14 protein-coding genes are annotated in these 25246 nt (G+C 70.2%); 4 read left to right on the top strand and 10 right to left on the bottom strand.

Annotated elements, in window-relative coordinates:
- Positions 1 to 118: 118 nt before the first annotated feature.
- From ABT114_RS39380 to sbnB, 6 genes are all read right to left on the bottom strand, one after another.
- On the bottom strand, positions 119 to 772 hold the full coding sequence (locus tag ABT114_RS39380) for a DedA family protein (RefSeq protein WP_351148787.1): 654 nt from the start codon (positions 770 to 772) through the stop codon (positions 119 to 121).
- A 100-nt stretch (positions 773 to 872) separates the two neighbouring features.
- On the bottom strand, positions 873 to 1553 hold the full coding sequence (locus ABT114_RS39385; RefSeq protein WP_351148790.1) for an EboA domain-containing protein: 681 nt from the start codon (positions 1551 to 1553) through the stop codon (positions 873 to 875).
- 224 nt (positions 1554 to 1777) lie between these two features.
- Positions 1778 to 2410 (bottom strand): anthranilate synthase component II, encoded by a 633-nt coding sequence (locus ABT114_RS39390; protein ID WP_351148793.1) that lies wholly within the window; start codon positions 2408 to 2410, stop codon positions 1778 to 1780.
- On the bottom strand, positions 2407 to 3930 hold the full coding sequence (locus ABT114_RS39395; protein WP_351148795.1) for an anthranilate synthase component I family protein: 1524 nt from the start codon (positions 3928 to 3930) through the stop codon (positions 2407 to 2409). The genes ABT114_RS39390 and ABT114_RS39395 overlap by 4 nt, the downstream gene beginning before the upstream one ends.
- 9 nt (positions 3931 to 3939) lie before the next feature.
- Positions 3940 to 4479 carry a YbaK/EbsC family protein gene (locus ABT114_RS39400; RefSeq protein ID WP_351148798.1) on the bottom strand — a complete coding sequence of 180 codons (540 nt, stop codon included), beginning with the start codon at positions 4477 to 4479 and terminating at the stop codon, positions 3940 to 3942.
- Between the two features lie 15 nt (positions 4480 to 4494).
- Entirely contained in the window at positions 4495 to 5532 is a 1038-nt protein-coding gene (sbnB, locus tag ABT114_RS39405) for a 2,3-diaminopropionate biosynthesis protein SbnB (protein ID WP_351148801.1), read from the bottom strand.
- Positions 5533 to 5712: 180 nt separating this feature from the next.
- Here sbnB and trpC point away from each other — a divergent pair, with 180 nt between their 5' ends.
- Positions 5713 to 6507: an indole-3-glycerol phosphate synthase TrpC gene (gene trpC / locus ABT114_RS39410; RefSeq protein WP_351148804.1), complete on the top strand. Its 795-nt coding sequence runs from the start codon at positions 5713 to 5715 to the stop codon at positions 6505 to 6507.
- A gap of 31 nt (positions 6508 to 6538) precedes the next feature.
- Here the strand turns inward: trpC and ABT114_RS39415 are convergent, their stop codons facing one another.
- From ABT114_RS39415 to ABT114_RS39430, 4 genes are read right to left on the bottom strand one after another with little or no spacing between them, the layout of a single operon-like run.
- Entirely contained in the window at positions 6539 to 7501 is a 963-nt protein-coding gene (locus ABT114_RS39415; RefSeq protein ID WP_351148807.1) for a zinc-binding dehydrogenase, read from the bottom strand.
- 9 nt (positions 7502 to 7510) lie between these two features.
- Complete coding sequence (locus ABT114_RS39420) at positions 7511 to 8515, bottom strand: 3-oxoacyl-ACP synthase III family protein (protein ID WP_351148810.1); 1005 nt, start codon at positions 8513 to 8515, stop codon at positions 7511 to 7513.
- A 36-nt stretch (positions 8516 to 8551) separates the two neighbouring features.
- Positions 8552 to 9328 carry an SDR family NAD(P)-dependent oxidoreductase gene (locus ABT114_RS39425; protein ID WP_351148813.1) on the bottom strand — a complete coding sequence of 259 codons (777 nt, stop codon included), beginning with the start codon at positions 9326 to 9328 and terminating at the stop codon, positions 8552 to 8554.
- Positions 9328 to 13293: a non-ribosomal peptide synthetase gene (locus ABT114_RS39430; RefSeq protein ID WP_351148815.1), complete on the bottom strand. Its 3966-nt coding sequence runs from the start codon at positions 13291 to 13293 to the stop codon at positions 9328 to 9330. Before ABT114_RS39430 ends, ABT114_RS39425 begins: the two co-directional genes overlap by 1 nt.
- A 115-nt stretch (positions 13294 to 13408) precedes the next feature.
- Between ABT114_RS39430 and ABT114_RS39435 the strand changes: the two genes are divergently transcribed.
- The 3 genes from ABT114_RS39435 to ABT114_RS39445 all read left to right on the top strand — a co-directional run bounded on the left by ABT114_RS39435 (position 13409) and on the right by ABT114_RS39445 (position 25189).
- Positions 13409 to 14326 (top strand): TauD/TfdA family dioxygenase, encoded by a 918-nt coding sequence (locus ABT114_RS39435; protein ID WP_351148818.1) that lies wholly within the window; start codon positions 13409 to 13411, stop codon positions 14324 to 14326.
- A gap of 157 nt (positions 14327 to 14483) precedes the next feature.
- Positions 14484 to 15479: a 2,3-diaminopropionate biosynthesis protein SbnA gene (gene sbnA / locus ABT114_RS39440; RefSeq protein WP_351148821.1), complete on the top strand. Its 996-nt coding sequence runs from the start codon at positions 14484 to 14486 to the stop codon at positions 15477 to 15479.
- 164 nt (positions 15480 to 15643) lie between these two features.
- The gene (locus ABT114_RS39445) at positions 15644 to 25189 is read left to right on the top strand and encodes a non-ribosomal peptide synthetase (protein WP_351148824.1); all 9546 of its coding nucleotides are present in this window, start codon (positions 15644 to 15646) and stop codon (positions 25187 to 25189) included.
- Positions 25190 to 25246: the final 57 nt, after the last annotated feature.

The following is a 25246-nucleotide window of genomic DNA, read 5'->3' on the forward strand; positions in this document are numbered from 1 at the left end:
ACATTCGCAGATCCGAAGCCACGAGCACTCCCTCGCACGCTGCACGGCCTCCCGTACCTGCCGGCCCGGCCGGATCCGACGCAGCCGCGCACCGGGGCAGATCAGCCGCAGCGGACTCTCACCGCCCGGCCCCGGGGTCGGCCGGCAACGTGGCTTCCGTGTCGCGCCGTTCGCCGCCGCGCGTCACCACGCGTGACGCTCCTGCGTAGCGGCGGCGGCGCACCACCCACTGCACGGCCGCCACCGCCGCGCCCACCGTCCCCGAGACGGCGAGTCCGAGCAGGACCCCGCGCGGACCCTCCCCCGCCGCCGCGCCACCGAAGTAGCCGAGGCCCACGGTGTACGTCACCCACACCGATTCCGCGGCGCCCGACGCGTACAGCATCCGCCGCAGCCGGAAACGTACGAGGCCCGCGGCGGACATGCCGACGGTGCGCCCGCTCGGGGTGAAACGCGCCGCGATCATGAACGGGATTCCGTAGCGCTCGATCCGCTCCGCCGCCCACTTCAGCGCCAGCTGCCGCCGTGGGCCGCGGTTGAACAGCCGGACCAGGCCGCCGCCGAAGCGCCGGGCGCCGCCGTAGATCAGCAGGTCGCCGAGGATCGCGCTGCACAGCGCCACCAGGAGCACCATCGGCAGGCTGAGTCTGCCCGTCGCCGCCAGGGCGCCGGCGGTCATCAGCAGCCAGGAGTTGGGCACCATCGGCGGCGTCACGGTCAGCACGATCAGGACATACGGCCAGGTTCCGCTCCACTCACTGATCCGTCTCACCGTCCTTTCGTCACCCGTGACACCTTTAAGCAGAAACTGACACGTAACAGGAGGGATCCAACCGATCCCATGTGAAGGTCAGGGAAACACCCGGGTTCCCCTAAGGGGAGGGGGTCGGTTCAAAATCAGCCGCCCCTGTGATGAGCCAGAGGTCGTCGGGGACGGGGCGGTGTGCGGCTCTGCGTCCGGCCGCGAAGTCCTGGGCGAGACGGGCGAGTTCGGGGTCGCGGCGGTCCGCGAGGCGGTCGACCCGAGTCAGGGGAACCCCGGTGAACAGGCAGCTCAGGACCGCCTGCCGCCAGCTGTCCTGGTCCAGGTGACGGCCGGCGTACGGACCGAGGGCGGCCTCGAGCAGCCGGGCCTCGCGGGTGCGCACCGCGTCTTGGACGATGCCCACCGCGGCGTCACCGACCGGCAGGAAAGGCAGCGCGAGGAGCACGGACTTGCGCTCGGTGGCCGCTCCTCGCGCATACCTGCGCCGTGCTTCTTCGGCGAGCGCGGTGCCGGTCAGCGGCAGCGCGGCAAGCAGCCTGGTGCGTACGGCGTCGGGAACCGACCAGCCGGCCCAGCCGGGCAGCGGGCTGCGGCCGTAGCGGCGTTCGGCCGCGGGGAAGTGCTCGTCGAGCGGTCCCGCACCCCGCTCGGCCACCGTTCGGAGGTGGGCGTCCAGGGTGCGGCGCAGATGCTCGGGCAGTACGGAGGTCAGCCGCTCGCGCAGGGTGCGGCGGATCAGATCGCTGTGCAGGGGGCCGGCGGCTGGGGCGAGGGTCGGGTTGGTCATGCGGGTACGGCCTCCTTCTGCCGCTGCACGGGCTGCGGCGTCCGCCGCCGCAAAGGGGCCGGCCCTCTCCGGCCCGGTTGCGGCGGCGGCATCGTTGCCGCCGGAGACCGGGCCGGGGAGGGCCGGCCGGAATGCGTCGCGAGCGGGGGAGACTCCGTGACGCATTCGCCGGGGGAGGTGCTGCCCGTCCGCACCACTGCCGCGCGGACCGCCATCGTGGTGCTTCAGGCCACTGTCGCGCCGGGCGCTATGCGCGGCCTATACAGCCCTGCGGAGGGCACCTCGGTCCCGCCGACCGTGCCGAGGAAGTTCCCGAGGAGCCGCATGCCGTGGTCCGTGGCGATGCTCTCGGGATGGAACTGCACCCCGTGCACGGCCAGGGTGCGATGCCGCAGTCCCATCACCGCGCCGTCGTCCTCCGCCTGCGCGGTCACGGCCAGTTGGGCGGGAAGCTCGGGCGCCACGACCAGGGAGTGATAGCGGGTGACGCGAGCCCCTTGCCGTACGCCCGAATAGAGCGCCGAGCCATCGTGGCGCAGCGGGCTGGTCTTGCCGTGCCGGGCCCGCTGCGCGACCGTCACCAGGCCGCCGTAGGCAAGACCTATCGCCTGATGCCCGAGGCAGATCCCGAGCAGCGGCACCCGGCCCGCGAAGGCGTGCACCAGCTCCACATGCCCGGAGTCGCGCGGATGGCCGGGCCCGGGGCCCAGGACGACCGCGTCGGGCTGCCGTGCGAGCAGCGCCTCGGGAGTGGCGGTGCGCGATCTGACGATGTCGGTCGCCGTCCCGAGGACCCGCAGGTACTGGTCGATGATGTGGGTGAAACTGTCGTACGCGTCGACGAGCAGCACTCTCACGGCAGCAACTCCCCACCGGTCAGCGCCCAGTGGGCGGCACCCATCTTGTGCAGCGTCTCGTGCCACTCCGCCGCCGGCTCGGAGTCGGCGACGATGCCCGCGCAGGCCTGCGTCCGGTAGCCGAGGCCGTCGTGCACGATCGTGCGGATGCACAGGGCGAGCCGGCTCCAGCCGCGCACGTCCACCAGACCCACCGCGCCCGCGTACATGTCCCGCGGGGTGTGTTCCAGCTCCTCGATGAGTTCCATCGCCCGGATCTTGGGCGTGCCGGTGACGGTGCCCGCCGGGAACACCGCGCGCACCGCCGACCAGATGTCGGCGCCCTCGGCCAGCTGTCCCTCGACCACCGACACCAGGTGGAAGACGTGCGAGAAGGCCTCCACGGTCTGCTGCACCGGCACATCGAGGCTGCCGGTCCTCGCCACCCGCCCGATGTCGTTGCGGCACAGGTCCACGAGCATCACGTGCTCGGCGCGCTCCTTCTCGCTGGCGAGCAACCGGGCCACCCGCTCGCGGTTGACCTCCTCGTCGGGGCCGCGCGGTGCGGTGCCCGCGATGGGGCGCATCTCGATACGGGAGCCGTCGATGCGAAGGAGCAACTCGGGGCTTGCGCCGATGAGGGTGTCGCCGGCCCGTGGCACCAGATACATGTGCGGGGACGGGTTGCGGGACTTGAGCCGGCGGTAGACGTCCAGGGGCCGCAGCGTGGTGCGTACGTCGATGCTGTGGCCGATCTGGATCTGGTAGATGTCGCCGACCCTGATGTGCTCCAGGCAGCGCTCGGCCCTGGCCAGGAACTCCTGGCGGGTGAGGCTGTCGCGTACCGACTGCGGTGCGGGCGCCGCCGGCACCGGAGCGGGCTGTCCGGCGGCTTCGGTCCCCTCCGTCAGGACGATCCCGTCCGCCGGGTCGAAGCCGCACCCGCCGAAGTCCGCGGAGGCCGCCCGCAGATGCCGTACGGCACCGTCCGGTCCGTACCAGACGGTGTCGCTGAAGAGGGTGAGCACGACGTCCGGGCCGGCTGCCTCCCGGGGCGGCAGCTGCTCCATGTGCCAGGCCGATCCGTAACCGAAGGCGGCGAGAAACCCGAAGGCGAACTCACCTTCAGGGCGTGCCGTGTGCAGCTCGAAGCTGTGCTGCGCGGCGCGCAGCAGCTCCCACACCTGGTCCGGTGTGCCGATCGCGCGGCTGTCCTGCCCCGAGGCGGTCATGCCCAGGCGGTCGGCGGCGCGGAGCACCGCGCCGGCGATCGCCTCGGTGCCGCGGACGGTGATGTGCCCCGCGTGCACCTGGATCTCGGCAAGCCGGCCGAAGCCCACCACGGCGGTGCCGCTGTCCTGCCAAGGTCCCTCTGGGCTCTCGAAGAGGTAGACGTCCGGCCCCAGTTGGCGGCGGGCCGCGGTGTACAGGTCCAGGGGTACGTGGGCGGGCAGCACACGCTCCTCGACCCGCACCCTGATCGGCGGCGGTGGCGCGAGCGCGGCCGGCAGTCCGGCGGGAGAGTCGTGAACGACCGTCATGGCGCTCCGTCACCTTCCGCCGGGCACGCCGCCGGGCACGACGGCGGTGTGCTGCCGCTGCTCCGCGACGGCGGCGAACTGCGGCCGCGCCAACTCCGCGTAGTCCCGCGGGGACATCGCCAAGGACCGGTCCAGGCGGGCCGCGTTGAACCAGATCTCGTCCTCTTCGAGCAGCTCCGGATCCACCACGAGCCGCAGCCCCGGGTCGAAGGAGAACGGCACGATCGCGCCGCTCACGCACCCGGTGAGCCGCTCGGCGGTGTCCCGGTCGGCGAAGTCGGCCCGGGTGCCGCCCGCCGTACGGGCGACCGCCGCCAGATCGACCCGTCGATCGCCGGGCACCACCGCGAGCACATAGGCAGAGCGCCTACGGCCCAGTGCCACCCGCAGGACGATGGACTTGGCGGACTGGCTCAGCGGGTGTCCGCGCAACAGGCTGGCCATGTCGGTGCGGCCCTCGGCTCGGTGCGTGACCTCGCGGTAGCCGCAGCCGGCGCCTTCGAGCAAGGCGAGCACCCGGTCGTAGGTGGTCGTCGTGTGCACAGTCATCGCGATCGGGCCCTTTCAGCCGTAACGGCGGGTCTCGTGGAAGAAGCCCTCCACCAGGTCGAGCCGTCCGGTCTCCTGGACGGTGTCGTAGACGTACTTGCCGAGCGCCAGGTCGAGCACGCCGAGGCCGAACGGTGAGAAGATCACCGGCTTGTCGGCCGGGACCTCGGCGGCGCCGGTCAGGACGTCGTGCAGCGTGCCGTCGAGGAAGTCCCGGTGGCCGAGCTTCTGTTCGGCCAGGTGCGGTGACGTGTTCGCCTTCAAGCAGTGCTCGACGTCGTCGACGAAGTTGGCGGCGGACAGCACCACATCGGTGCCCAGGTCCCGCAGCGACAGGTGCAGCACCAGCGGGTTGTGGTCGAACCAGCCGGGGTGGTCGATGTGCGGCGTCGCGGCGACGGTGGCGAAGACGACCAGGTCGCTGCCGCGGATCAGCGATTCGGCGCTGTCGTGCACGGTGATCCGCGCGTCGCCCGTCGTGGCGCCGACGCTGCCGGCGAACTGCTGGGCGTACTCGGCCTTGAGGTCGTGCACCCCGATCTCGTCGAACTCCCAGCCGGTGCCCGCCAGATAGGCGTGCACGTACCGCGCGATGAGCCCGGTCCCGACGTACCCGATACGCGTCGGGCGGCCACCGCGCGCCTCGCTCAGTTTCCGCGCGGCGAGCGCTGCCGAGGCGGCCGTGCGGGAGGCGCTGATGATGGAGGACTCCATACAGGCCAGGGGGTATCCGGTGGCCGGGTCGTTGAGGATGAGCACGGCCGACGCACGGGGCAGGCCGGTGGCTATGTTGCCGGGAAAGCTGGAGATCCACTTGATGCCGTCCACGGCGGTGCCACCCCCCACCGAGGCCGGGAGCGCGATGATCCGCGCATCGGGCCGGTCGGGGAAACGCAGGAAGTACGAGGGCGGGTTGACGGTCCCGCCCGCTCCGTGGAGTCGGTAGGCGTCCTCGATGATTCCGGTGACCTCGACGTGTCGTCCGGCGAGAGCGCGGTCGACCTCGGCACCGGGGATCACGGCGAAGGTGGGCGTCTGTGTATGGGCCGGCATGGGCGTATTGGCTGGCATGGGCCAGGACGCTAAGGACGGCTCCTATAGCCCGGATATCAAGCCGTTCCGCTCTCAGGCGCGGTGCATAACCGCCGTATAGCCGCGTCGGCGACGCTTCCGGGGGCCCGGCGTTCCGGCGGGCCCGGGATACCTGCCGGCCACCCAGAAGGGATCTTTGGCGTGAGTGTGCTCGACGACATCATCGAAGGAGTCCGCGAGGACCTCGCCGAGCGGCAGGCTCGCGTCGGCCTCGACGAGCTCAAGGAGCGCGCGGCGAAGGCCCCTCGGGCTCTGGACGGACACGCGGCCCTGCGGGGCGACGGCGTCAAGGTCATCTGCGAGGTCAAGCGCTCCAGCCCGTCCAAGGGCGCACTCGCCGCGATCACCGACCCCGCCGCCCTCGCGGCGGACTACGAGGCGGGCGGCGCCGCGGTCATCTCCGTGCTCACCGAGCGGCGCCGTTTCGGCGGTTCGCTCGCCGATCTCGAAGCGGTCCGCGCCAAGGTCGGCATCCCGGTGCTGCGCAAGGACTTCATCGTCAGCTCGTACCAGCTCTGGGAAGCTCGTGCGTACGGTGCCGATCTGGCGCTCCTGATCGTCGCGGCCCTTGAGCAGGAGGCCCTCGTCTCGCTGATCGAGCGTGCCGAGTCCATCGGCCTGACCCCCCTCGTCGAGGTCCACGACGAACAGGAGGCCGAGCGTGCGGTGGCCGCCGGCGCGCGGGTCGTCGGTGTCAACGCGCGCAACCTGAAGACGCTGGAAGTCGACCGCTCGGCCTTCGGCCGGATCGCGCCGGTGCTCCCGGAGGGGATCACCAAGGTCGCCGAGTCGGGAGTACGAGGAGCGCCGGACCTGATCGCCTACGCGGACCACGGCGCCGACGCCGTTCTGGTCGGCGAGTCCCTGGTGACGGCCGAGAACTCCCGGGCCGCGGTGACCGAACTCCTGGCGGCCGGGCGGCGTACCACGATCTGACCTCGCAGACCGTGCTCACGCTCCGAACCTCTCAGACCGTGAACACGATCTTGCCGAAGTGCCCGCCGGTTTCCATGCGTCGGAAGCCGTCCCCGGCCCGGTCGAGCGGCAGCACCTCGTCGATGATCGGGCGTACGCCGGTGGTCACACAGAAGGAGAGCAGATCCTCCAGTTCGTCCTTGGTGGCCACCGTCGAACCGACGACCTTGATCTCCCGGTAGAAGATGCGGGTGAGTTCCGCATGCGAGGGCCGGTCTCCACTCGTGGCACCCGAGATGACCAGCGTGCCGCCCGGCCGCAGGGACTTCACCGAATGGGACCAGGTGGCGGCACCGACGGTCTCGATGACGGCGTCCACCTGCTGCGGCAGCCGCTCCCCCGGCTCAAGGGCCTCGACGGCACCGAGCTCCAGCGCCCGCTTGCGCTTGAGTTCATCGCGGCTGGTGGCGAAGACGCGCAGTCCGGCCGCCGTGGCAAGCACGATCGCGGCCGTGGCCACGCCGCCGCCGGCGCCCTGGACGAGGACCGAGCCGCCGGGGCGCACGCCGGCCTTCGTGAAGAGCATGCGGTACGCGGTCAGCCACGCCGTCGGCATACAGGCGGCCTCCGCGAAGGAGAACCCCGCCGGCTTGGGCACGATGTTCCACGTGGGCACGGCGGTCTGCTCGGCGAAGGTCCCCTGGTACTTCTCGGTGAGGATCGAGCGCGCCTCACCGGGGCCGAGCCCATGGCCGGTCAGTCCGACGACCGGGTGCAGGATGACCTCGTTGCCGTCCTCGTCGACGCCGGCGGCGTCCGTGCCGAGGATCATGGGGAGTCGGTCCGCGGACAGGCCGACCCCGCGCAGTGACCACAGGTCGTGGTGGTTCAAGGCGGCGGCCCTCACCTCTATACGGCTCCATCCTTGACGGGCCCGCGGAGCCGGGCGCTCACCCGACCGCAGTCCCTGCAGTGGCTGTCGCATTCCGATCTCGGCGGCGTAGGCGGCGAACATGACGAGCCCTCACCACTCCCGCTGCGGGAAGTTCTCGCTGCCGCACCAGTGAACGACCGTTCCTCCGTAGCTCATTCCGGCGCCGAAGCCGAGGAGAAGGACGGCATCGCCCGGGTTGAGCCTGCCCGTTCGCTCGGCCTCGGCGAGCGCGATCACCACACTGGAGCCGCTGGTGTTGCCGTACTTGTCGGCCACGATGACGGCCTTGTCGCTCGGCTGACCGAGGAGGCCGATCAGCTGCCGTACGAGGCCGGGGTTCGCCTGATGCGTGACGATCAGCCGCACGTCATCAAGACCGACACCTGCCTGCTCGACCACCTCGTCCACGAAGTCGGGCACGACGGACAGAGCGAAGTCCTTGACTCCTTTGCCGTCCATGCGCGTCACGTTCGGTCCGCTGAAGCGGTTCAACTGCCCTTCGCTGTCGAGGCGTTCGACGAAGGCCGTGTAGTAGCGCTCCGGGTTCGTTCCGAGCAGAGTCCGGCCGATCCCGGGGCTGTCCGAGCAGCGCTCCAGGAGATAGCACGCGGCGCCGTCCCCGAAGATGGCGTGCTGGGTCCGGTCGTCCGGGTCGTTCAGCTGGGCCACCGTGTCGGCGACGACCACGGCCACCCGGTCGTACTGTCCCGACTGCATGTACTTGTGGCCGACATCCAGGGCGAAGAGACCACCGGCGCAGCCGCCGGCGTTCACGTCGAATCCGGGGACACCCTGTATCTGCGCCTTGCGCAGGATGAGGGCGGCCACGGCCGGGATCATGTGGTCGGGGGTGGAGGTGCAGCAGATCAGGAGGTCGATGCCGGCCGGCTCCACACCGGCCCGCTTGCACGCGTCCTCCAGTGCGCCGAGAGCGAGGTCCGAGGTGAATTCGCCGGATCCGGCGATACGGCGGCTGAAAATACCGAGCCGTTCGCGCATCCAGGCATCAGTGGTGTCGAAGCGCTCGACAAGGTGTGCGTTGGTGACCTCGTTCTCCGGAACACAGACGCCTATGGAGCGTATGCCCACACTCATGCCACATTTCCCTTTCCGAGCTCGGACCGAGCACTTTCAAGAGCTGCGACGCCGCAGCCCGGGAGACATACGAACCGCGCCGTCGATGCGAATCGTCTCGCCATTGATCATTGGATTGCCGACGATGTGCGCCACCAGTTCGGCGAACTCGGCAGGATTTCCCCACCGTTGTGGATGCATCAGATCGCGGTCCAATTCCCTACGTGCTTCCGCGGGAACGGATGCGACCGCCGGTGTCTCGAAGAATCCGGGTGCGACGGTGACAACTCGGATGAGGGAACCGGCCAGTTCACGCGCCAGGGGCAGCGTCATGGAGACCATGCCGCCCTTGGACGCCGCATAGGCCGCCTGACCGACCTGCCCGTCGAAGGCAGCCGAGGAGGCTGTGTTGACGATGACGCCCCGCTCCTGCTCCGTCGGCGGGTTCGCCATCATCCGCTCGGCGGCCAGGCGGACGACATTGAAGGTGCCTACGAGGTTGGCGGTGATGACGTCCGCGAACTGCTGCAGTGGATGCGGGCCCGACCGGCCGACCACTCTTGCCGCGTGCGGCACTCCGGCACAGTTCACGACGATGCGAAGGGAGCCGTGCTGCGTCGCGATGTCCAGGGCCTTGGTCACATCCGGCTCACTGGCCACGTCGCCGCGTACGAATACGGCCGAACCGCCCAGCGTCCGAAGTGCGCACCGTCCGCGTTCTTCGTTCCGGCCGATGACGACCGGAGTGACCCCGGAGGTCATGAGCCGATCGGCAACGGCAAGGCCCAGGCCGGAAGTGCCACCGGTGACCAGGGCTACCGTGGCGGGTGACATCAGGTCTCCTCATCCGGGGTGGCGAGGTGTTCGGAAATGATCGCGGCGAGGGCTTCTGGCTGATGGGTGACGAAGTAGTGCCCGCCCTCGCTGATCTCGGCCAGTTCGACTTGCGTCGCGTAGCGCTTCCAGTTCACGTATTCGTGCGCGTATCCCTTTGTGGCACTGTCGACATCGCCGACGACGAGAACGAGTGGAGCGGCCAAGGGCTGATGCCGGTCCTTCTCCGCTTCGATCTGGAAGTGCAGACCTTGCGTCATGTCGTGCCGGAGCACCCTCAGGACGGTGCGCAGATCGGAATCCTCCAGCGCCCCGTCGAATCCGCCGAGCGATTTCATGTACGCGTACAGGGAATTCGCCGACCAGCCCTCTGCGCGCTCAAGTTCCTTCTCCGGTGCGGTGGCGGGCAGTGCGGCACCGATGAACAGGGCGGCCGGCACCTGCCCCTGCCGCTCCAGCCGTTGTGCGACCGCCACCGCGAGAGCCGAACCGGCGCAGTGGCCGTACAGGGCGAAGGGACCGCTGCCGAAGCCGCTGATCTCCGCGGCGATCAGACCGGCGGTTTCGTCCAGACCCAACAGGTGTTCCTGAGGCTGGGTCGGGTCGTGTCCGGGAAGTGCGGCGCTCCAGGTCTCGATCCCGGGTGCCAGCTCGACGGCAAGGCGATGGTACGCAGCGGCTGTTCCCCCTCCATAGGGGACGCAGATGAGCGTGCAGGCTGCGCCTTCTTCGCCACCGGCCAAGCGCTGCAAGATACGTCGCTTTCCGGCCATGCGGAATTCCTGGATACGGAGGGCCAAGCTCTCCGGAGTGGGGTTCTGGAAGACATCGAGGACCGAGATGCCCTGACCTATGTGGCGAGCCAGACTCACCGCCTTGAAGGAGTCTCCGCCCAGTTCGAAGAAGTCGTCTCCGCCGGAGATCCCCGAGACCCCAAGGGCGTGTGCGAAGGCGTCAATCGCCTCTTTTTCGGCAGGAGTTGGCTCTGCCGCGCCTGCCGGACCTCGCGCATGCACCGGATCCGGCAGGGCGCGCCGGTCGAGCTTTCCATTGGGGGTGAGAGGTATCCGGTCGATCACCGTCACGGTGGCCGGCACCATATGGGAGGGCAGTCGGCGGGCAAGGCGACGGCGCAGGCTCGCGGTGTCCATGCCCGACGGATCCATGAGCACCACGTATGCGGCCAGAACGTTGTCGCCCACTGCGTCCTTGCGTACGACGACACAGCAGGTCTCCACTTCCGGGCTTGCCCTCAACTCGGCCGCGATCTCGCCCGGTTCGATCCTGAAACCGCGGATCTTCACCTGGTCGTCCGCGCGGCCCTCGTACTGAAGGAGTCCCCCGGCATCACGGCGGGCAAGATCTCCGGACCGGTACATGAGGGAACCGGGCGAGCCGAACGGGTCGGGGAGGAAACGTTCGGCCGTGAGATCCGGCCGGTTCAGATACCCGCGGGCCGTCTGATCGCCCGCCACGTAGATCTCACCTGTGACACCAGGGGGAACAGGCCGCAGATTGTCGTCGAGGACATGGAGCGCAAGACCCGGCAGGCTCCGGCCGATCGGACTCCCGCCCCGGGAGGTGAGCGAGGATCTGCCGAGTGCCAGATGGCTCGCATGGACGGTGGTCTCCGTGATCCCGTACATGTTGACCAGTACCGGAGCGTCCTCGGCGTGCAGCTCGTACCACTCGTCGAGCCGCCGGATGTCGAGTGCTTCCCCGCCGAAGACGACGTAGCGGAGCACCAGCCGGCTGCCGAGCCGCGGATCGTCCTTGTGTGCCTGCAGCAGCTGGTAGAACGCCGAAGGCGTCTGGCTCAGTACGGTGACCGCTTCCTCTACGAGCAGTCGGAGAAAACGGTCCGGCGAACGTCGCGTCGTCGTGGGGATCAGGACGAGACTCCCTCCATGGAGCAAGGGACCCCATAGCTCCCATACGGAGAAGTCGAAGGAGAAGGAGTGGGCCATCGTCCACACGTCGCCCGCGCGGAAGTCGAACAGTTCCCGGGTCGCCGAGAACAGGCCGAGGACGTTCCTGTGCGGGATGACCACGCCCTTGGGACGGCCCGTGGAACCTGATGTGTAGATGACGTAGGCCGCGTTGTCCCCGGTGAGGGGGCAGATGCGCTCCTCGGGGAGCAGATCCTCCTGAGGAAGGTCGGCCAGGTGCTGGTGGGTGGCCGCGGTGTCGATCTCCATGGTGACCACGTCCGCTTTGAGGGACCGTGGTGCCGCATCGGACGTGGTGAGCAGCAGCAACGGCTCCGCGTCGTCGAGCAGGGAGGTGATCCGGTCCTGTGGGTACTCCGGATCGATGGGCAGATACGCGGCTCCTGATTTGAGGATCGCCAGGAGTGCCACCACGAGATCGACTGTCGGCGGCAGGGAGACCGCCACCAGACACTCCGGACCGGCGCCGTGTTGTACGAGCAGACGTGCCAGGCGGTTGGCCCGTCCGTTCAGTTCCGCGTACGTGAGGGTCGACGTCTCCTCCCCCTTCACGGCGACCGCGGCCGGGCTCCGGGAGACCTGAGCCTCGAAGGCGTCCACGAGCGTACGGAACTCGCCAACGGCGTGCTGTCGCGGACGCGCGGCCAAGAACTCGCGGCGTTCGGCGTCGCTGAGCACGTCGATCTCATCAAGAGGGCGTTGGGCCTGCGTGACTGTTCGACGCAGGAAGTCCGCGAACCGTGCCCGGTGATCCCTGAGCTCTTCGGCGCTGTACAGTCCCGCGTTGGCGTCCATCGTGAACGTCAGGCTTCGGGGCGTTTCGTAGACGCCCAGCATGAAGTCCTCGATCGGGCCCGGTGCGAGATTCCGATGCTGCGCGGAGCACCCACCGAACGACACCTCCGAGTCGAGCGAGATGACATTGACCGTGGGGCCGAAGACGCGCGCGCTTCCTCGTTCCGTCCGCAGGTCGCGCCGGATGTCCTCGAAGCGGTACCGCCGGTGGGCCCGTGTCTCCTTGATCTTTCCGGAGACCTGCCCGAGCAGGTCGAGGAAGCTGTCCGGGTGCGGGACGCGTACCCGTAACGGGATGATGTTGGAGACCATTCCGGGAGTCGTCGCGGAGGCGTCCGTATGCCGGTTCGACACCGGAAGACCGACCACGGTCTCACTCGAACCCGTCATCCGGCTGACGTACGCGGCAAATGCGGCGATCACCACGCGCGACCACTTCACACCATGGGCACGGGCGAACTCGCCCAGCAGCTCCTTGAGTTCGTCGTCGGCGTACCAGGTCTCCCTGAGTGCGACGCCCGTCGGCGGCATCGACTCCGCGGAGAAGCTCTTCACGTGCTCGATGTCCGCGAACTCGTCGAGCCAGTACCGGCGGTCGCCCTGAAAGTCGGCGGACGAGCGGTAGCGCTGGTCCTCCTCGACGAGGCGGGCCAGACGTCCGAAGGGCGTGGCGGACGGTTCCCGGCCGGCGGACAGCGCGTCGTAGATCTGCGCCGCGCGGTGGACGAGGAGCTGGGAACCCACGCCGTCGGAGACGATGTGGTGCAACTGCCAGAACCAGATGTGCCGTTCCGGCGAGATCCGGAGAACCGCGTGGCGCTGGACGCCGCCCACGGCGGGGTCGAGTGGGCTGTTGATCCGCGCTCGCATCCAGGCATCGGCCGCTTCCCACGGCTCTGCCTCGCCGGTGAAGTCGACAAGCGGCACGCCGGTGTCCGGCCCGGTTTCCACTCGCATTCGTTGCCATGGACCTTCCGCGTCCTCCCCGAAAGACGTGCACAGCGCGTCCGCCTCTCGTATGACCCGGCGGACCGCCTCTTGAAGAAGTCGAGGAACCAACGGCCCCCGAATATCGAGAAGTTCGGCATACGAGTACGCGAGCCCGGAACGGTCCAGCTGCTGGCCGTACCAGATTCCGGCCTGGCCTTCGGTGAGCGGGAGCCTGGGCGATTCGTCCGCGTCGGCATGCTCGGCTGAACCAATCACGTCGGGCCCTCTCATCGCCGGCTTGCGTTCGAGTTCAAGTCCCGCCGAAAGTAGGCCGATTCCCTATAGCGAACCTATTGCGGTCGCGACCCATAGGGGACGTATAGCTCGCGGCGGGATTCTCGCGCTCATGACGGAAACCATCACCTGGGCCCCCGCGGAGATCACTCCCGCGGACGGGCCGCTCATCGACCACCTGACCGGGCGGCTTGACGACCTGCTCCTGGTCAATGGCGCCGTGGTGTTCCGCGGCTTCCAGATCACGCCCTCGTCGCTCGACGGCGTACTCGACCGCGTGCTGCCCAACCGGCTCGCGTACGTGCATGGCAACTCCCCGCGCAGCCATGTCGGCGACCGTATCTACACCTCCACCGAATACCCCGCCGATCAGACCATCTCGATGCACAACGAGCTGTCGTACTCGGCGAAGTGGCCGTCCCGTCTTGCCTTCTACTGCGAGACGACACCGGGTTCCGGTGGCGCGACGCCGGTCGTCCCGGGAGACGCCTGGCTGGAGGCGCTCTCACCTGAGCTGCGTGCCGCCTTCGCCGACGGCGTGCGCTACACGCAGAACCTGCACGACGGCCACGGCTTCGGAAAGAGCTGGCAGGAGACCTTCGAGACCTCCGAACGAGGCGAGGTGGAGCGGCACCTGGAGGGGATGGCCGGCACCACCTGGGAGTGGAAGCGCGATGGCGGGCTGCGGATCGCGCAACTGCGTCCGGCCGTCATCACCCACCCGGTCACCGGTACGGAGGTCTGGTTCAACCAGGCCGACCAATGGCATCACGCCGCGCTCGGCGACGAGACCGCCGCCGCCCTGGCCAAGATCATGCCGGAGGAGGATCTGCCGCAGCACGTCACGTACGCGGACGGGTCGCCGATCGCCCCCGAGCACGTCCTGGAGATCCGCGACCGAGGCCTGGAGACCGCGGTGGACGTCGACTGGCAGGCCGGGGATCTGATGGTCATCGACAACGTCCTCGTGGCGCACGGACGCCGGCCGTACGCGGGGCCGCGCCGCGTCCTGGTGGCGATGTCCGACTGAACCACCCGCAACACACCGACCCCGGCTCCCGTTGAAGGCCCAGCTCCAGTTCATGGAGCCGGGCTTTCCTGCACTTCACCCATATTCACTTTCGTATAGGGGCTCTATAGCCACCGGACCAACCGTTGAGGCAGGTGTTTTTCGAAGGGGAGTGGCTATGAACGAAGCAGCTGCGGGCGGCATCCTCGGAACGGTCGGGGGAACGCCCTTGGTGGAGCTCAGCCGGCTCGCGCCGGACTTCCCCGGAAAGGTCTTCGCCAAGATCGAAGGCTTCAATCCGGGGGGCAGCATAAAAGACAGGACCGCGGTGAGCATGGTCCTCGCAGGAATCCAGAGCGGTGAAATCGACCCGGTACGCTCGGTGGTGGTCGAATCGAGCTCCGGCAATCTCGCCATCGGCATCGCACAGCTCTGCCGTTACCACGGGATCCGGTTCATCTGCGTGGTCGACGCCAAGACCTCACGGCAGAACCTGGCGATCCTGCGGGCCTACGGCGCCGAGATCGAGGAGGTGACGGAGCCGGACCCGGTCAGCGGTGAGTACCTGGAGCGCCGGCTGCGGCGGGTACGAGAGCTGGTGGCGACCCTTCCGCACGCGTTCTGGCCCAACCAGTACGCCAACCCGCAGAACCCCGCGGCGCACGGGCGCACGATGCGCGAGATAGCCGAGGCACTGAACGGCAAGGTCGACTATCTCTTCTGCGCCACCAGCACCACCGGAACACTGCAGGGCTGCGCCCAGTACGCCAGGGAGAACGGTCTGGGCACGACCATGGTCGCGGTCGACGCCGTCGGCAGTGTGCTCTTCGACGACCGCGGCGAGAAGGTGACGCGCCTCATCCCCGGACATGGCGCGTCGGTCCGGCCCGCCCTCTTCGACCCGACGGCCGCGGACCAGGTGGTGCATGTGACCGACCTCGACGCCGTCGTCGGCTGCCGGCGGCTCATCGGCCGGGAAGCGGTGCTCGCGGGCGGCTCGTCCGGAGCGGTGGTCGCGGCGTTCCAGCAGATCAGCGGGTCGATCCCGGCCGGCTCCAACTGTGTGCTGCTCTTCCCCGACCGGGGTGACCGCTATCTCGACACCATCTACGACGACCGGTGGGTGAGCGAGCGGTTCGGTGAGATCTCGCAGCTGTGGAAGACCGAGAGCTGACCGCCCCGCACTGAGCAGGTCCCCTGCTCGGCACAGCAGTTTCCGCTGCTCAGCACAGCACTTCCGCACGTGTCACATCACTTCAACCACCCGAATATGGAGCGGGTATGGCGGCCCTCGCCAGCATCGGCAGGCTGTTGAATCCGTAACTGGGAGAGGCCGAGATGACCCCGAGAGAATCCACGATGACGCCCCCCGCCGACGATGTGCGCGCCCAGCTGCTGCGGCAGCGACTGGCCGGAGGGGGGCGGCGGGCGCGGGCGGGCATCGAGCCGGCCGACCGCTCCGGCGCCCTGCCGCTCTCCTTCGGGCAGGAGCAGATGTGGTTCCTCAGCCGGCTCGACCCGGGAAGCACCGAATATCTGGTCCCGGTCTCGTTCCGGCTGCGCGGCCCGCTCGACGAGGCGACGCTCGGGCGGGCCTGGGACGCGATGGTCGAGCGTCATGAGATCCTCCGCACCCGGCATGTGCTGAACGGCACCGAGCCCGAGCAGGTCATCGACACTCCCCGTACGGGCACACTCGCCGTCACCCGCGCCGCGGACGAGGCGGACGCCCGCGACGTGGTGGAGGGCGAGTGCGCACAGCCCTTCGACCTCGCGACCGACTGGCCGACGCGGGCCACGTTGATCCGGATCGCGGACGACGACCACGTACTGCTGCTGGTTTCGCACCACATATCCTGCGACGCCTGGTCGACCGGCATCCTCATCTCCGAGCTGGCGACGGCCTATTCGGCCTTCGCCGAGGGCCGGGAGCTGCCGCTGCCGACGCCCGGGCTGCAGTACGCCGACTTCGCCGCCTGGCAGCGGGGACAGGAGTCGGGTGAGCGGTTCGCGCGCCAGCTCTCGTACTGGAAGTCCCATCTCACCGGCCTCGAGCCGCTTGAGCTGCCCTTCGACCGCCCGCGCCCCGCGGTGCGCGGCTACGGGGGTGCCGAGGTGGACCTCGTCCTCACGGACGCCGTCGCCGACCGGGTCAGGGCCGTCGCCGACGAGCAGGGCACGACGGTCTTCACCGTGCTGCTCGCCGCCTATCAACTGCTGCTCGGCCGCTACACCGGCCGGCGGGACGTGGCGGTCGGCACCATCGTCTCCGGGCGCAACCGGCCCGAACTCCAGGGCATGCTCGGATACGGAGTCAACACCCTTGTGCTGAAGGCGGATTGGGGCGCGGGCGACTCGTTCGCGGATCTGGTCGCCGCGGCCAAGCGCGGCAGCCTCGACGCGTACGACAACCAGGCCGTCCCCTTCGCCAAGGTCGTAGCGGAGGTCGAGCCCGAGCGCGACCTCTCGCGCACCCCGGTGTACCAGGCGGTCTTCACGATGCACGAGGGCGGCGGCGCCGGCCCGGCACTGCCCGGCATCACGGCCGAACCCTTCCTCGCCGACGGCGGCGTGGCGCGCTGCGACCTCGAACTCCAGGTACGCGACTCCGGTACGGGCCCGCTGGCCGGCCGGCTGATCTACGCCACCGACCTGTTCGACCACGAGACCGTGGCCAGGATGGGCCACCACCTCGTCCGACTGCTCGACTCCCTCACCGCCACGCCCCGACGTCCGCTGTCCGCCCTGGAGATACTCGACGCCTACGAGCGGGAGCGGTTCCTCGCCGCGGGCCGGGGTGCGGCGGGTGCCCCGTACCGCTCCGCCCTCGAGCGCTTCACCGAGCAGGTCGCGGCCACCCCCGACGCCCCGGCCGTCACCGGCGCGGGGACGGCCTCCTTCCAGGCCCTCGACGACCGCGCGGGCATCATCGCCGGCCGTCTGGCCCGCAACGGTGTGTCGGTGGAATCCGTCGTCGGCGTGCTGCTCGACCGCGGTCCCGATCTGCTGGCCGCCATGCTCGGCGCCTGGCGCGCGGGCGGCGCCTATGTCCCCCTCGACCCCGACTACCCGGCGGAGCGCTGGGCCTCGCTGCTCGCCGACTCCGGCGCCGAGGCCGTGGTCACGGACCGGGCCAGGGCTGCCCTCATCGCGGAGGACTTCGGCGGCACGGTCATCGTCGTGGACGAGGCCGACCCTGAGGACGCACCGGGGCCGCGTGTGCTGCCCGGCCCCGACGCGCTGGCGTACATCATCTACACCTCGGGCTCGACCGGCCGCCCCAAGGGCGTGCAGATCTCGCACGCCTCGCTGGCCGTTCATCTCGACTGGGTCCTGTCCGAGTACATCGGCGATGCCCGTATCGCCGGTGCACCGCTGTTCTCCACGGTGTCCTCCGACGTCGTCGTGCCGGTCCTTTACGGACCGCTGCTGGCCGGACTGCCGGTGCACATGCTGCCGCAGGGCCTGGATCTCGCCGACCTGGGCGGCCAGTTGACCCGTGGCGCACCGTACGCGTTCGTCAAGCTCACCCCCGGTCACCTCGACATGCTCGGCCACCAGCTCGCCGACGCCGATGTGTGCGGCCTCGCGAACGCGGTCGTCACCGGCGGCGACGCGCTGCTCGGCCCGACCGCTGAGCGCTGGGACACGCTGCTCGGCGCGGGCCGGCTGATCAATGAGTACGGTCCCACCGAGATCACCGTCGGCAACTCGACGCACCCGGTGGCCGGACCCCAGCGCGAGGTGGTCCCGATCGGACTGCCCATCCCCGGCACCACCATGTACGTACTCGACGAGTCCCTCTCCCCCGTCCCGCCCGGGGTCGTCGGCGAGGTCTGCGTCGGCGGCACCGGAGTGGCCCGCGGCTATGCGGGCCGGCCGGAGGCCACCGCCGAGAAGTTCCTGCCCGATCCCTTCGGGGAGCCCGGCGCCCGCATCTACCGCACCGGCGACCTCGGCCGCGTGCTCCCGGACGGAAGCGTCGAGTTCGCCGGCCGCGTCGACCGCCAGCTGAAGATCCGCGGCTACCGCGTCGAGCCCGCCGAGGTCGAAGCGGCCCTGGCCGCGCATCCGTCCGTCACCGAGGCGCGGGTGCTCGCCGTCGACGGCAGGCTCGCCTCGTACTACGTGCACACCGGAGCCGAGCCGACGGCCGGCGAGCTGCGCGACCGGCTCTCGCGGACGCTGCCCGACTACATGATCCCCGGCACCTTCCAGGCCCTGGAGCGGATCCCGCTCACGCCGGTCGGCAAGCTGGACGTCGCTGCGCTGCCCGCCCCCGGCCCCGCGCCGGACGCGGCCACCACGGCGCCGCGCACCCCGCTCGAGGAGCAGGTCGCCGCGGTGTGGGCCGAGGTCCTTCCGGTGGCCGAAGTCGGCGTCCACGACAGCTTCTTCGACCTCGGCGGCGACTCCATCCGTGCGGTCGCGCTGGTCGGCGCGCTGCGGGAGGCGGGGCACGACGTCTCGGTACGGGATGTGTTCGCCCACCACTCGGTCGCCGAGCTCAGCGAGTTCCTCGCGTCACGCCCGGCGCTGGCCGGTGGCGGGGACGAGAGCGTCGCCCCGTTCTCGCTCATCTCGGACGAGGACCGGGCGCGGCTGCCCGAGGGCGCCACCGACGCGTATCCGCTGTCGCAGAACCAGATCGGCATGCTCGTCGAGATGCTCGCCGACGAGCAGAACAGCTACCACAACGTCACCTCGTTCCGGATCAAGGACCCGAAGCCGTTCTCGCTCGAGGCCTGGCGTGAGGCGGCCCGGATCGCGGTCGCGCGCCACGAGATCCTGCGCACCTCGCTGCATCTGTCCGGCTACTCGGCGCCGATACAGGTGGTGCACGCCGAGGCCGTGATGCCGGTCGACATGGAGGTGCTCGGCCCGCTCCCCGAGGAGGAGCTGCAGCGCGCGCTCGCCGACTACGCCGCCCGCGACCGCGCGGAGCTGTTCGACCTCAACACCCCGACCCTGATGCGGGTGTTCGCCCATGTCACCGACGACGGCGGGTACTGGCTGTCGATCACCGAGTGCCACCCGATCCTGGAGGGCTGGGGGCACCACACCCTGATCATGGAGCTTCTCGACCTCTACGACCGGCTCAGGGACGGCCGCGAACCGGCGCCGTTCGAGCGTCCGGCCGTCCGGTTCGCGGACTTCATCGCCGCCGAGCTCCAGTCGGTCGACTCGGCCGAGGACCGCTCGTACTGGAAGGGCGTCACCAGCGGATATGTGCCGATGCGGGTGCCCGTGGGCTGGGGCGACCAGTCGCTGCCGACCGGCTCCCGGTACCTGGTCCGCCGCACCCCCTGGGCCCATCTGGAGGACGGGCTGCGCAAGTTGGCCTCGGCCGCCGACGCCTCGCTCAAGAGCGTGATGGTCGCCGCGTACACCAAGGTGATGAGCCAGCTCACCGACGAGGCGGCGTTCCACACCGGTCTCATCTGCGATGCGCGTCCGGAGGCGGTCGGCGCCGACACGGTCTACGGGATGTACCTCAACACCCTCCCGTTCCCCGTCGACCGCGGCGCCCGTACCTGGCGTGAACTGGTCTCCCGTACCTTCGCGCGCGAGGTGGAGCTCTGGCCGCACCGCCGCTTCCCGCTCGCGCAGATCCAGCGGGATGTGCCCGGCCGGCAGCGCCTGGTCAACATCTACTTCAACTACCAGGACTTCCGGCAGGTCGACACCGATCTGGTCGGCATGGCCGGTACCGACGACTCGCCGACCGAGTTCCCGCTGACCGTCTCCTCGCGGGTCGGCCATATCTGGGTGACCGCGGATCCGCGCTTCGTGGACGAGCGCAACGCCGACCGCATCGCCTCGATGTTCGCCGCGGTCCTCGAGTCGATGGCCGCCGACCCGGAGGGGGACGCGCAGGCCATCCGGCTGCCGGACGGCGAGCGCGAGCAACTCGCCGCCTGGACCGAGAAGGTACGTACTCCGCTGACTCTCGATGTGCCTGAGAAGGTCTCCGGGTTCGCCCGCGAGACCCCGCACGCGCCCGCGCTCACCGATGACTCGGGCACCCTCACGTACCAGGAGCTGGACGAGCGTGCGGGCCGGCTCGCCCGCCGCCTCACCGACGCGGGCGTGGGTGCCGAGACGGTCGTGGCGCTGTGCATGGACCGCTCCGCGGATCTTGTCGTCTCGGTGCTCGCGGTCCTGAAGGCGGGCGCGGCTTGGCTGCCGCTCGACCCTTCGCTGCCGGCGGACCGGCTCGACTACATGCTCTCGGACTCCGGCGCCGGTCTGCTGGTGACCGGCCGCGGCGCACCGGCAGGCCTGAGTGCCCCCGACATTCTGGGACTTGAGGCGCTGGAAGGACTCGGCAGCGGCCCGGTCCTGGCCAACTGCCCCGTGGATCCCGGCAACCTGGCCTACGTCATCTACACCTCGGGCTCCACCGGCCGCCCCAAGGGCGTGCAGGTGCACCGGCGCGGCATGGGCAACCATCTGCTCGCCAAGATCGAGGATCTCGCGCTGACCGCCGCCGACTCCACCGTGCAGAACGCCTCCCAGGGCTTCGACATCTCCGTATGGCAGATGCTCGCGGGCCTGGTCACCGGAGGCCGTACGCGGGTGGTGGGCCAGGCAGTGGTGCTCGACCCGAAGGCGCTGTTCGGTCTGACCGACGACGAGTCCGTCACCGTGCTCGAAGTGGTCCCGTCCCTGCTGCGCGCCGCCCTCGACCTGTGGGACCTGGGTACGCCCGTGCCCGGACTGAAGTCGCTGCGCCGGCTCGTGGTCACCGGTGAGGAGCTGCCGCCGGACCTGTGCACCCGCTGGTTCGCGCGCTTCGGGGACATCCCGCTGGTCAACGCCTACGGTCCGACCGAGTGCTCCGACGACATCACACACGCGATCCTGACCCCACAGGACGCCCCCACGGACCGGGTGCCCATCGGCAAGGTGGTCCGCAACACCGAGCTCTACGTCCTCGACGGCGAGCTCCGGCCCGTACCCGCGGGTGTCGCGGGCGAGTTGTACGCGGGCGGCGTCGGTGTCGCCCGCGGCTACGGCGGCCGGCCCGCGCTGACCGCGGAGCGGTTCGTCCCCGACCCGTTCGGCGGACGCCCCGGCGACCGGCTCTACCGCACCGGCGACCTGGCCCGCTGGCGGACCGACGGCAGCCTGGAGTACCTCGGGCGGGTCGACGACCAAGTGAAGATCCGCGGGTACCGGGTGGAACTCGGCGAGATCGAGACCGCGATCACCGCGACAGGGCTCGTCAGGAACGCCGTTGTGGCGGTCCGCGAGGGGCAGCCGGTCGCGTACGTGGTGGCCGATGAGGAGATCGACCCGGCCGCCCTGAAGGCGGCGCTGGCGCCCACCCTGCCCGAGTACATGATCCCGGCCGCGTTCGTCACGCTGGAGTCCGTCCCGCTCACCCCGAACGGGAAGGTCGACCGCAAGGCCCTGCCCGCTCCCGGCTCCTCGGCGTTCACGCAAGAGGCGCACGTGGAGCCGCGTACACCGCTGGAGCGCCGGGTCGCGGCGGCCTGGCTCGATGCGCTGCCCGTTGGCCGAGTCGGCGTGGAGAACGCCTTTTTCGACCTGGGCGGCGACTCGATCCGGGCGGTCACCCTGGTCGGTGTGCTGCGTGCCGAAGGCCTGGACGTGACCGTACGGGACATCTTCCAGATGCGGACCGTCGCCGCGCTCTGCGCGGCCCTGGAGGAGCGGCCGCTGCTCGACGAGGCCGCGCAGCAGGTGGTGGCGCCGTTCGCGCTGCTGCCCGAGGAGGACGAGGCGCTGCTGCCCGACGGGCTCGCCGACGCCTACCCGCTGGCGCAGAACCAGATCGGCATGGCCGTGGAGATGCTCTCCGGCGACGGCCGTGACAGCTACCACGACGTCACCTCGTTCCGTATCAAGGACGAGCCGGCGTTCGACCCGGAGGCCTTCCGCCGTGCCGTCGACGAGCTGACCACCCGGCACGAAATGCTGCGCACCTCGGTCCACCTGACCGGGTACTCGGTGCCGATGCAGCTCGTCCACGAGCGGGCGCACATTCCCCTGGAGGTGCGGGACCTCAGGGACAGCAGCGCTGACGACGTCGAGGCGGTGCTGCTCGGGATGGCCGGGCAGGGCGATCTGTTCGACCTCACGCAGGCGCCGCTGATGCGGATGACCGTGCTCCTGGAGCCGGACGGACACTGGACCGTCGTCTTCACGCAGGCCCATCTGATCACCGAGGGCTGGACCTACCACCGGCTGCTCATGGAGCTGGTGACCTGCTACCGCCGGGAGCGTGACGGGCTCGATCCGGAGCCGTACCGGGCACCCGCCGTCCGCTACGCCGACTTCGTGGCCGAGGAACTCACGTCCCTCGGTTCCACGGACGACCGGGCGTACTGGGAGTCCGTCATCGAGGACCGGGTTCCCTTCGCCTTCCCCGACAGCTGGGGCGGCAGTGCCGAGGAAGGCGACAGGGGCGACACGAAGGATGTCGTCGTCGGCCTCGCGGACCTCCAGCCCGCGCTGCGGCAGCTCGCCGCGGACGCCCAGGCCTCCGTGAAGAGCGTGCTGCTCGCGGCGTTCGTCAAGGTCATGGGGGCGCTCACGGACGAGCGCGACATCCATGTCGGCCTCGTGTGCGACACCAGGCCGGAGCGGATCGGCGCCGACCGGGTGCACGGGATGTACCTCAACACCGTGCCGTTCCCGGTGGACCGGAGCGCTGGGACCTGGCACGAACTGGTGCAGTCGGTGTTCCGGCAGGAGGTCGGTCTCTGGCCGCACCGCCGCTATCCGATGTCGGCGCTGCAGCGCGCCTGGAGCTCCGGCCGGCTGATCGACACCATCTTCAACTTCGTGGACTTCCACGGAGTCGACACCAAGGTGGTCGATGTCGCGGCCGGCCGCGGCGGCAATCTGCGGACCGAGTTCGGGCTGAATGTGATCGCCCGTCCCGACCGGCTCGGGCTGAGCCATGACCCGCGCGCGATGTCCCGGTCCGAGACCGAACTCATCGGGCGGATGCTCCGCGCCGTACTTGAGGCGATGGCCGCGGACCCGCAGGGCGATGCCCGCGGTCCGCTGCTGCTCGATCTCGACGTCGACTCCGGCCTCGACCTCGACCCGGCACCGGAGCCGCCCGTGCCCGGCACGGCGAAGCTGCACGAGCTGGTCGAGGAGCGGGCGGCCCGGCACCCGCAGCGGTCCGCGGTCGTGTCGGGAGAGGTCACCCTGTCCTACGCGGAACTCGACCGGCGTGCGGGCCTGTTGGCCGGGCGGCTCGCCGCACACGGTGTGTGCCCGGGGGACGTGGTCGGCGTGCACGTCGAGCGCTCCGCCGACCTCATCGTCGCGCTGCTCGGTGTGCTGAGGTCCGGCGCCGCTTTCCTGCCGCTCGACCCCGCTCTGCCGCCTGCCCGGCTGATCTCGTACGCGGGGGACGCAGGCGCCAGGGTCGCGGTGAGCGGACCCGGGCTTGGGCTGGCCGGGCTTGTCTGTGTGCCTGTGGCCGGGGGTGACGGGCCGGGGGGTGTCGCTCCGGTGGCGGCCGGTTCTGTGGCGGCCGGATCTGCTGTGACGGCCGGCTCTGCGGCGGCGGACGCTGCGAAGGCCGGCTCTGTGACGGCCGGTGAACGGGCGTACGTGATCTACACCTCCGGTTCGACGGGGCGGCCCAAGGGCGTCGCGGTCGGGCACGCCCAGGCGGCCACGGTCGTGACGGCCGCCCTGGAGCGGATCGGTGTTGCGGAGGGCGAGGTGTGGGCCATGACCCACTCCCCGGCGTTCGACGTATCGGTCTTCGAGGTCTTCGGCGCACTGCTCTCGGGCGGCACACTGGTCGTACCCGACCTCGGGACCGCACGCTCGCCCCGCGAACTGCTCGATCTGATCGGCGAACAGGGCGTGAGCGTGCTGTGCCAGACGCCCACGGCCTTCCGCGGACTGACGGAACTGGTCGCTCAGGGCGCGGAACCCGGGCTGCGCACAGTGGTCCTGGCCGGCGAGAAGCTGCGCTTCGCCGAGCTGGCCCCGTGGGCGAGGCGGCTCGGGCAGACAACGCTCTTCAACCTGTACGGCCCTACGGAGGCGACCGTGTACGCGACGGCGCACCGGATCACCGCCGACGACATCGCCCACAACGGCCGCAGTGTCATCGGCCGGCCGCTGCGCGGCGTCCTCGCTCAGCCGCGGGACGCGGCGGGGCATCCGGTGCCCGACGGTGTGCCCGGCGAGCTGTACCTCGGGGGCGTGGGCGTGGCCGAGGGCTACTTCGGCGACCCCGGCGCCACCGCCGAGCGGTTCGTCGCCGACCCGGCGGGTACGCCCGGTGTCCGCTGGTTCCGTACCGGCGACCGGGTGCGCCGGCTCGCTGACGGCTCGCTGGAGTTCCTGGGCAGGTCCGACGGCCAGCTGAAGATCCGTGGCCACCGTGTGGAGCCAGGTGAGGTCTCCGCGGCGCTGCTCGCCACCGGCCTGGCCGCCGAGGCGGCCGTGGTCGCGGTCGACGGTGAGCTGGTGGCCTACGTGGTGGCGCCGGAGGCGAGCCCGGCCGGACTGCGCCGGGCGCTGGCCCGGGTGCTGCCGGAGCCGATGATCCCGGTCGCGTACGTGCTCCTCGACCGCATCCCCCGCACGGTCACCGGCAAGACCGAGCAGCGCGGGCTGCCGGCACCGGGGCCCGGGGCGTACGTCAGGGCCGAGCCGGTCGCTGCGCGGACGCCGCTGGAGAAGCGGGTCGTGGCCGTCTGGCGCGAGGTGCTTCCGGTGGCCGAGGTCGGCGTCGAGGACGACTTCTTCGACCTCGGCGGCGACTCGATCCGGGCGTACCGGGCGACAGAGGCACTGCGCCGGGAGGGCGTACACGTCTCGGTCCGTGAGGTGTTCACGTACCGCACGGCGGCAAGGCTCTGCGCGGCGCTCGACTAGGAGTTGTCCTCGAACACCCGCCGGGCCGTTCCGAAAAGGGCGGCCCGGCGGTGTCGT

This window comes from Streptomyces sp. NPDC002088 (assembly GCF_040296605.1).
In the GTDB taxonomy this organism is placed as follows: Bacteria; Actinomycetota; Actinomycetes; order Streptomycetales; family Streptomycetaceae; genus Streptomyces.

Bases quoted from the DNA above. Each gene is read 5' to 3' on its own strand.
- sbnA (WP_351148821.1), top strand. From the start codon at position 14,484: ATGAACGAAGCAGCTGCGGGCGGCATCCTCGGAACGGTCGGGGGAACG.
- ABT114_RS39415 (WP_351148807.1), bottom strand. From the start codon at position 7,501: ATGTTCGCCGCCTACGCCGCCGAGATCGGAATGCGACAGCCACTGCAG.
- ABT114_RS39445 (WP_351148824.1), top strand. From the start codon at position 15,644: ATGACCCCGAGAGAATCCACGATGACGCCCCCCGCCGACGATGTGCGC.
- ABT114_RS39425 (WP_351148813.1), bottom strand. From the start codon at position 9,328: ATGTCACCCGCCACGGTAGCCCTGGTCACCGGTGGCACTTCCGGCCTG.
- ABT114_RS39400 (WP_351148798.1), bottom strand. From the start codon at position 4,479: ATGACTGTGCACACGACGACCACCTACGACCGGGTGCTCGCCTTGCTC.
- ABT114_RS39395 (WP_351148795.1), bottom strand. From the start codon at position 3,930: ATGACGGTCGTTCACGACTCTCCCGCCGGACTGCCGGCCGCGCTCGCG.
- ABT114_RS39420 (WP_351148810.1), bottom strand. From the start codon at position 8,515: ATGAGTGTGGGCATACGCTCCATAGGCGTCTGTGTTCCGGAGAACGAG.
- ABT114_RS39435 (WP_351148818.1), top strand. From the start codon at position 13,409: ATGACGGAAACCATCACCTGGGCCCCCGCGGAGATCACTCCCGCGGAC.
- sbnB (WP_351148801.1), bottom strand. From the start codon at position 5,532: ATGCCGGCCCATACACAGACGCCCACCTTCGCCGTGATCCCCGGTGCC.
- ABT114_RS39430 (WP_351148815.1), bottom strand. From the start codon at position 13,293: ATGAGAGGGCCCGACGTGATTGGTTCAGCCGAGCATGCCGACGCGGAC.
- ABT114_RS39385 (WP_351148790.1), bottom strand. From the start codon at position 1,553: ATGACCAACCCGACCCTCGCCCCAGCCGCCGGCCCCCTGCACAGCGAT.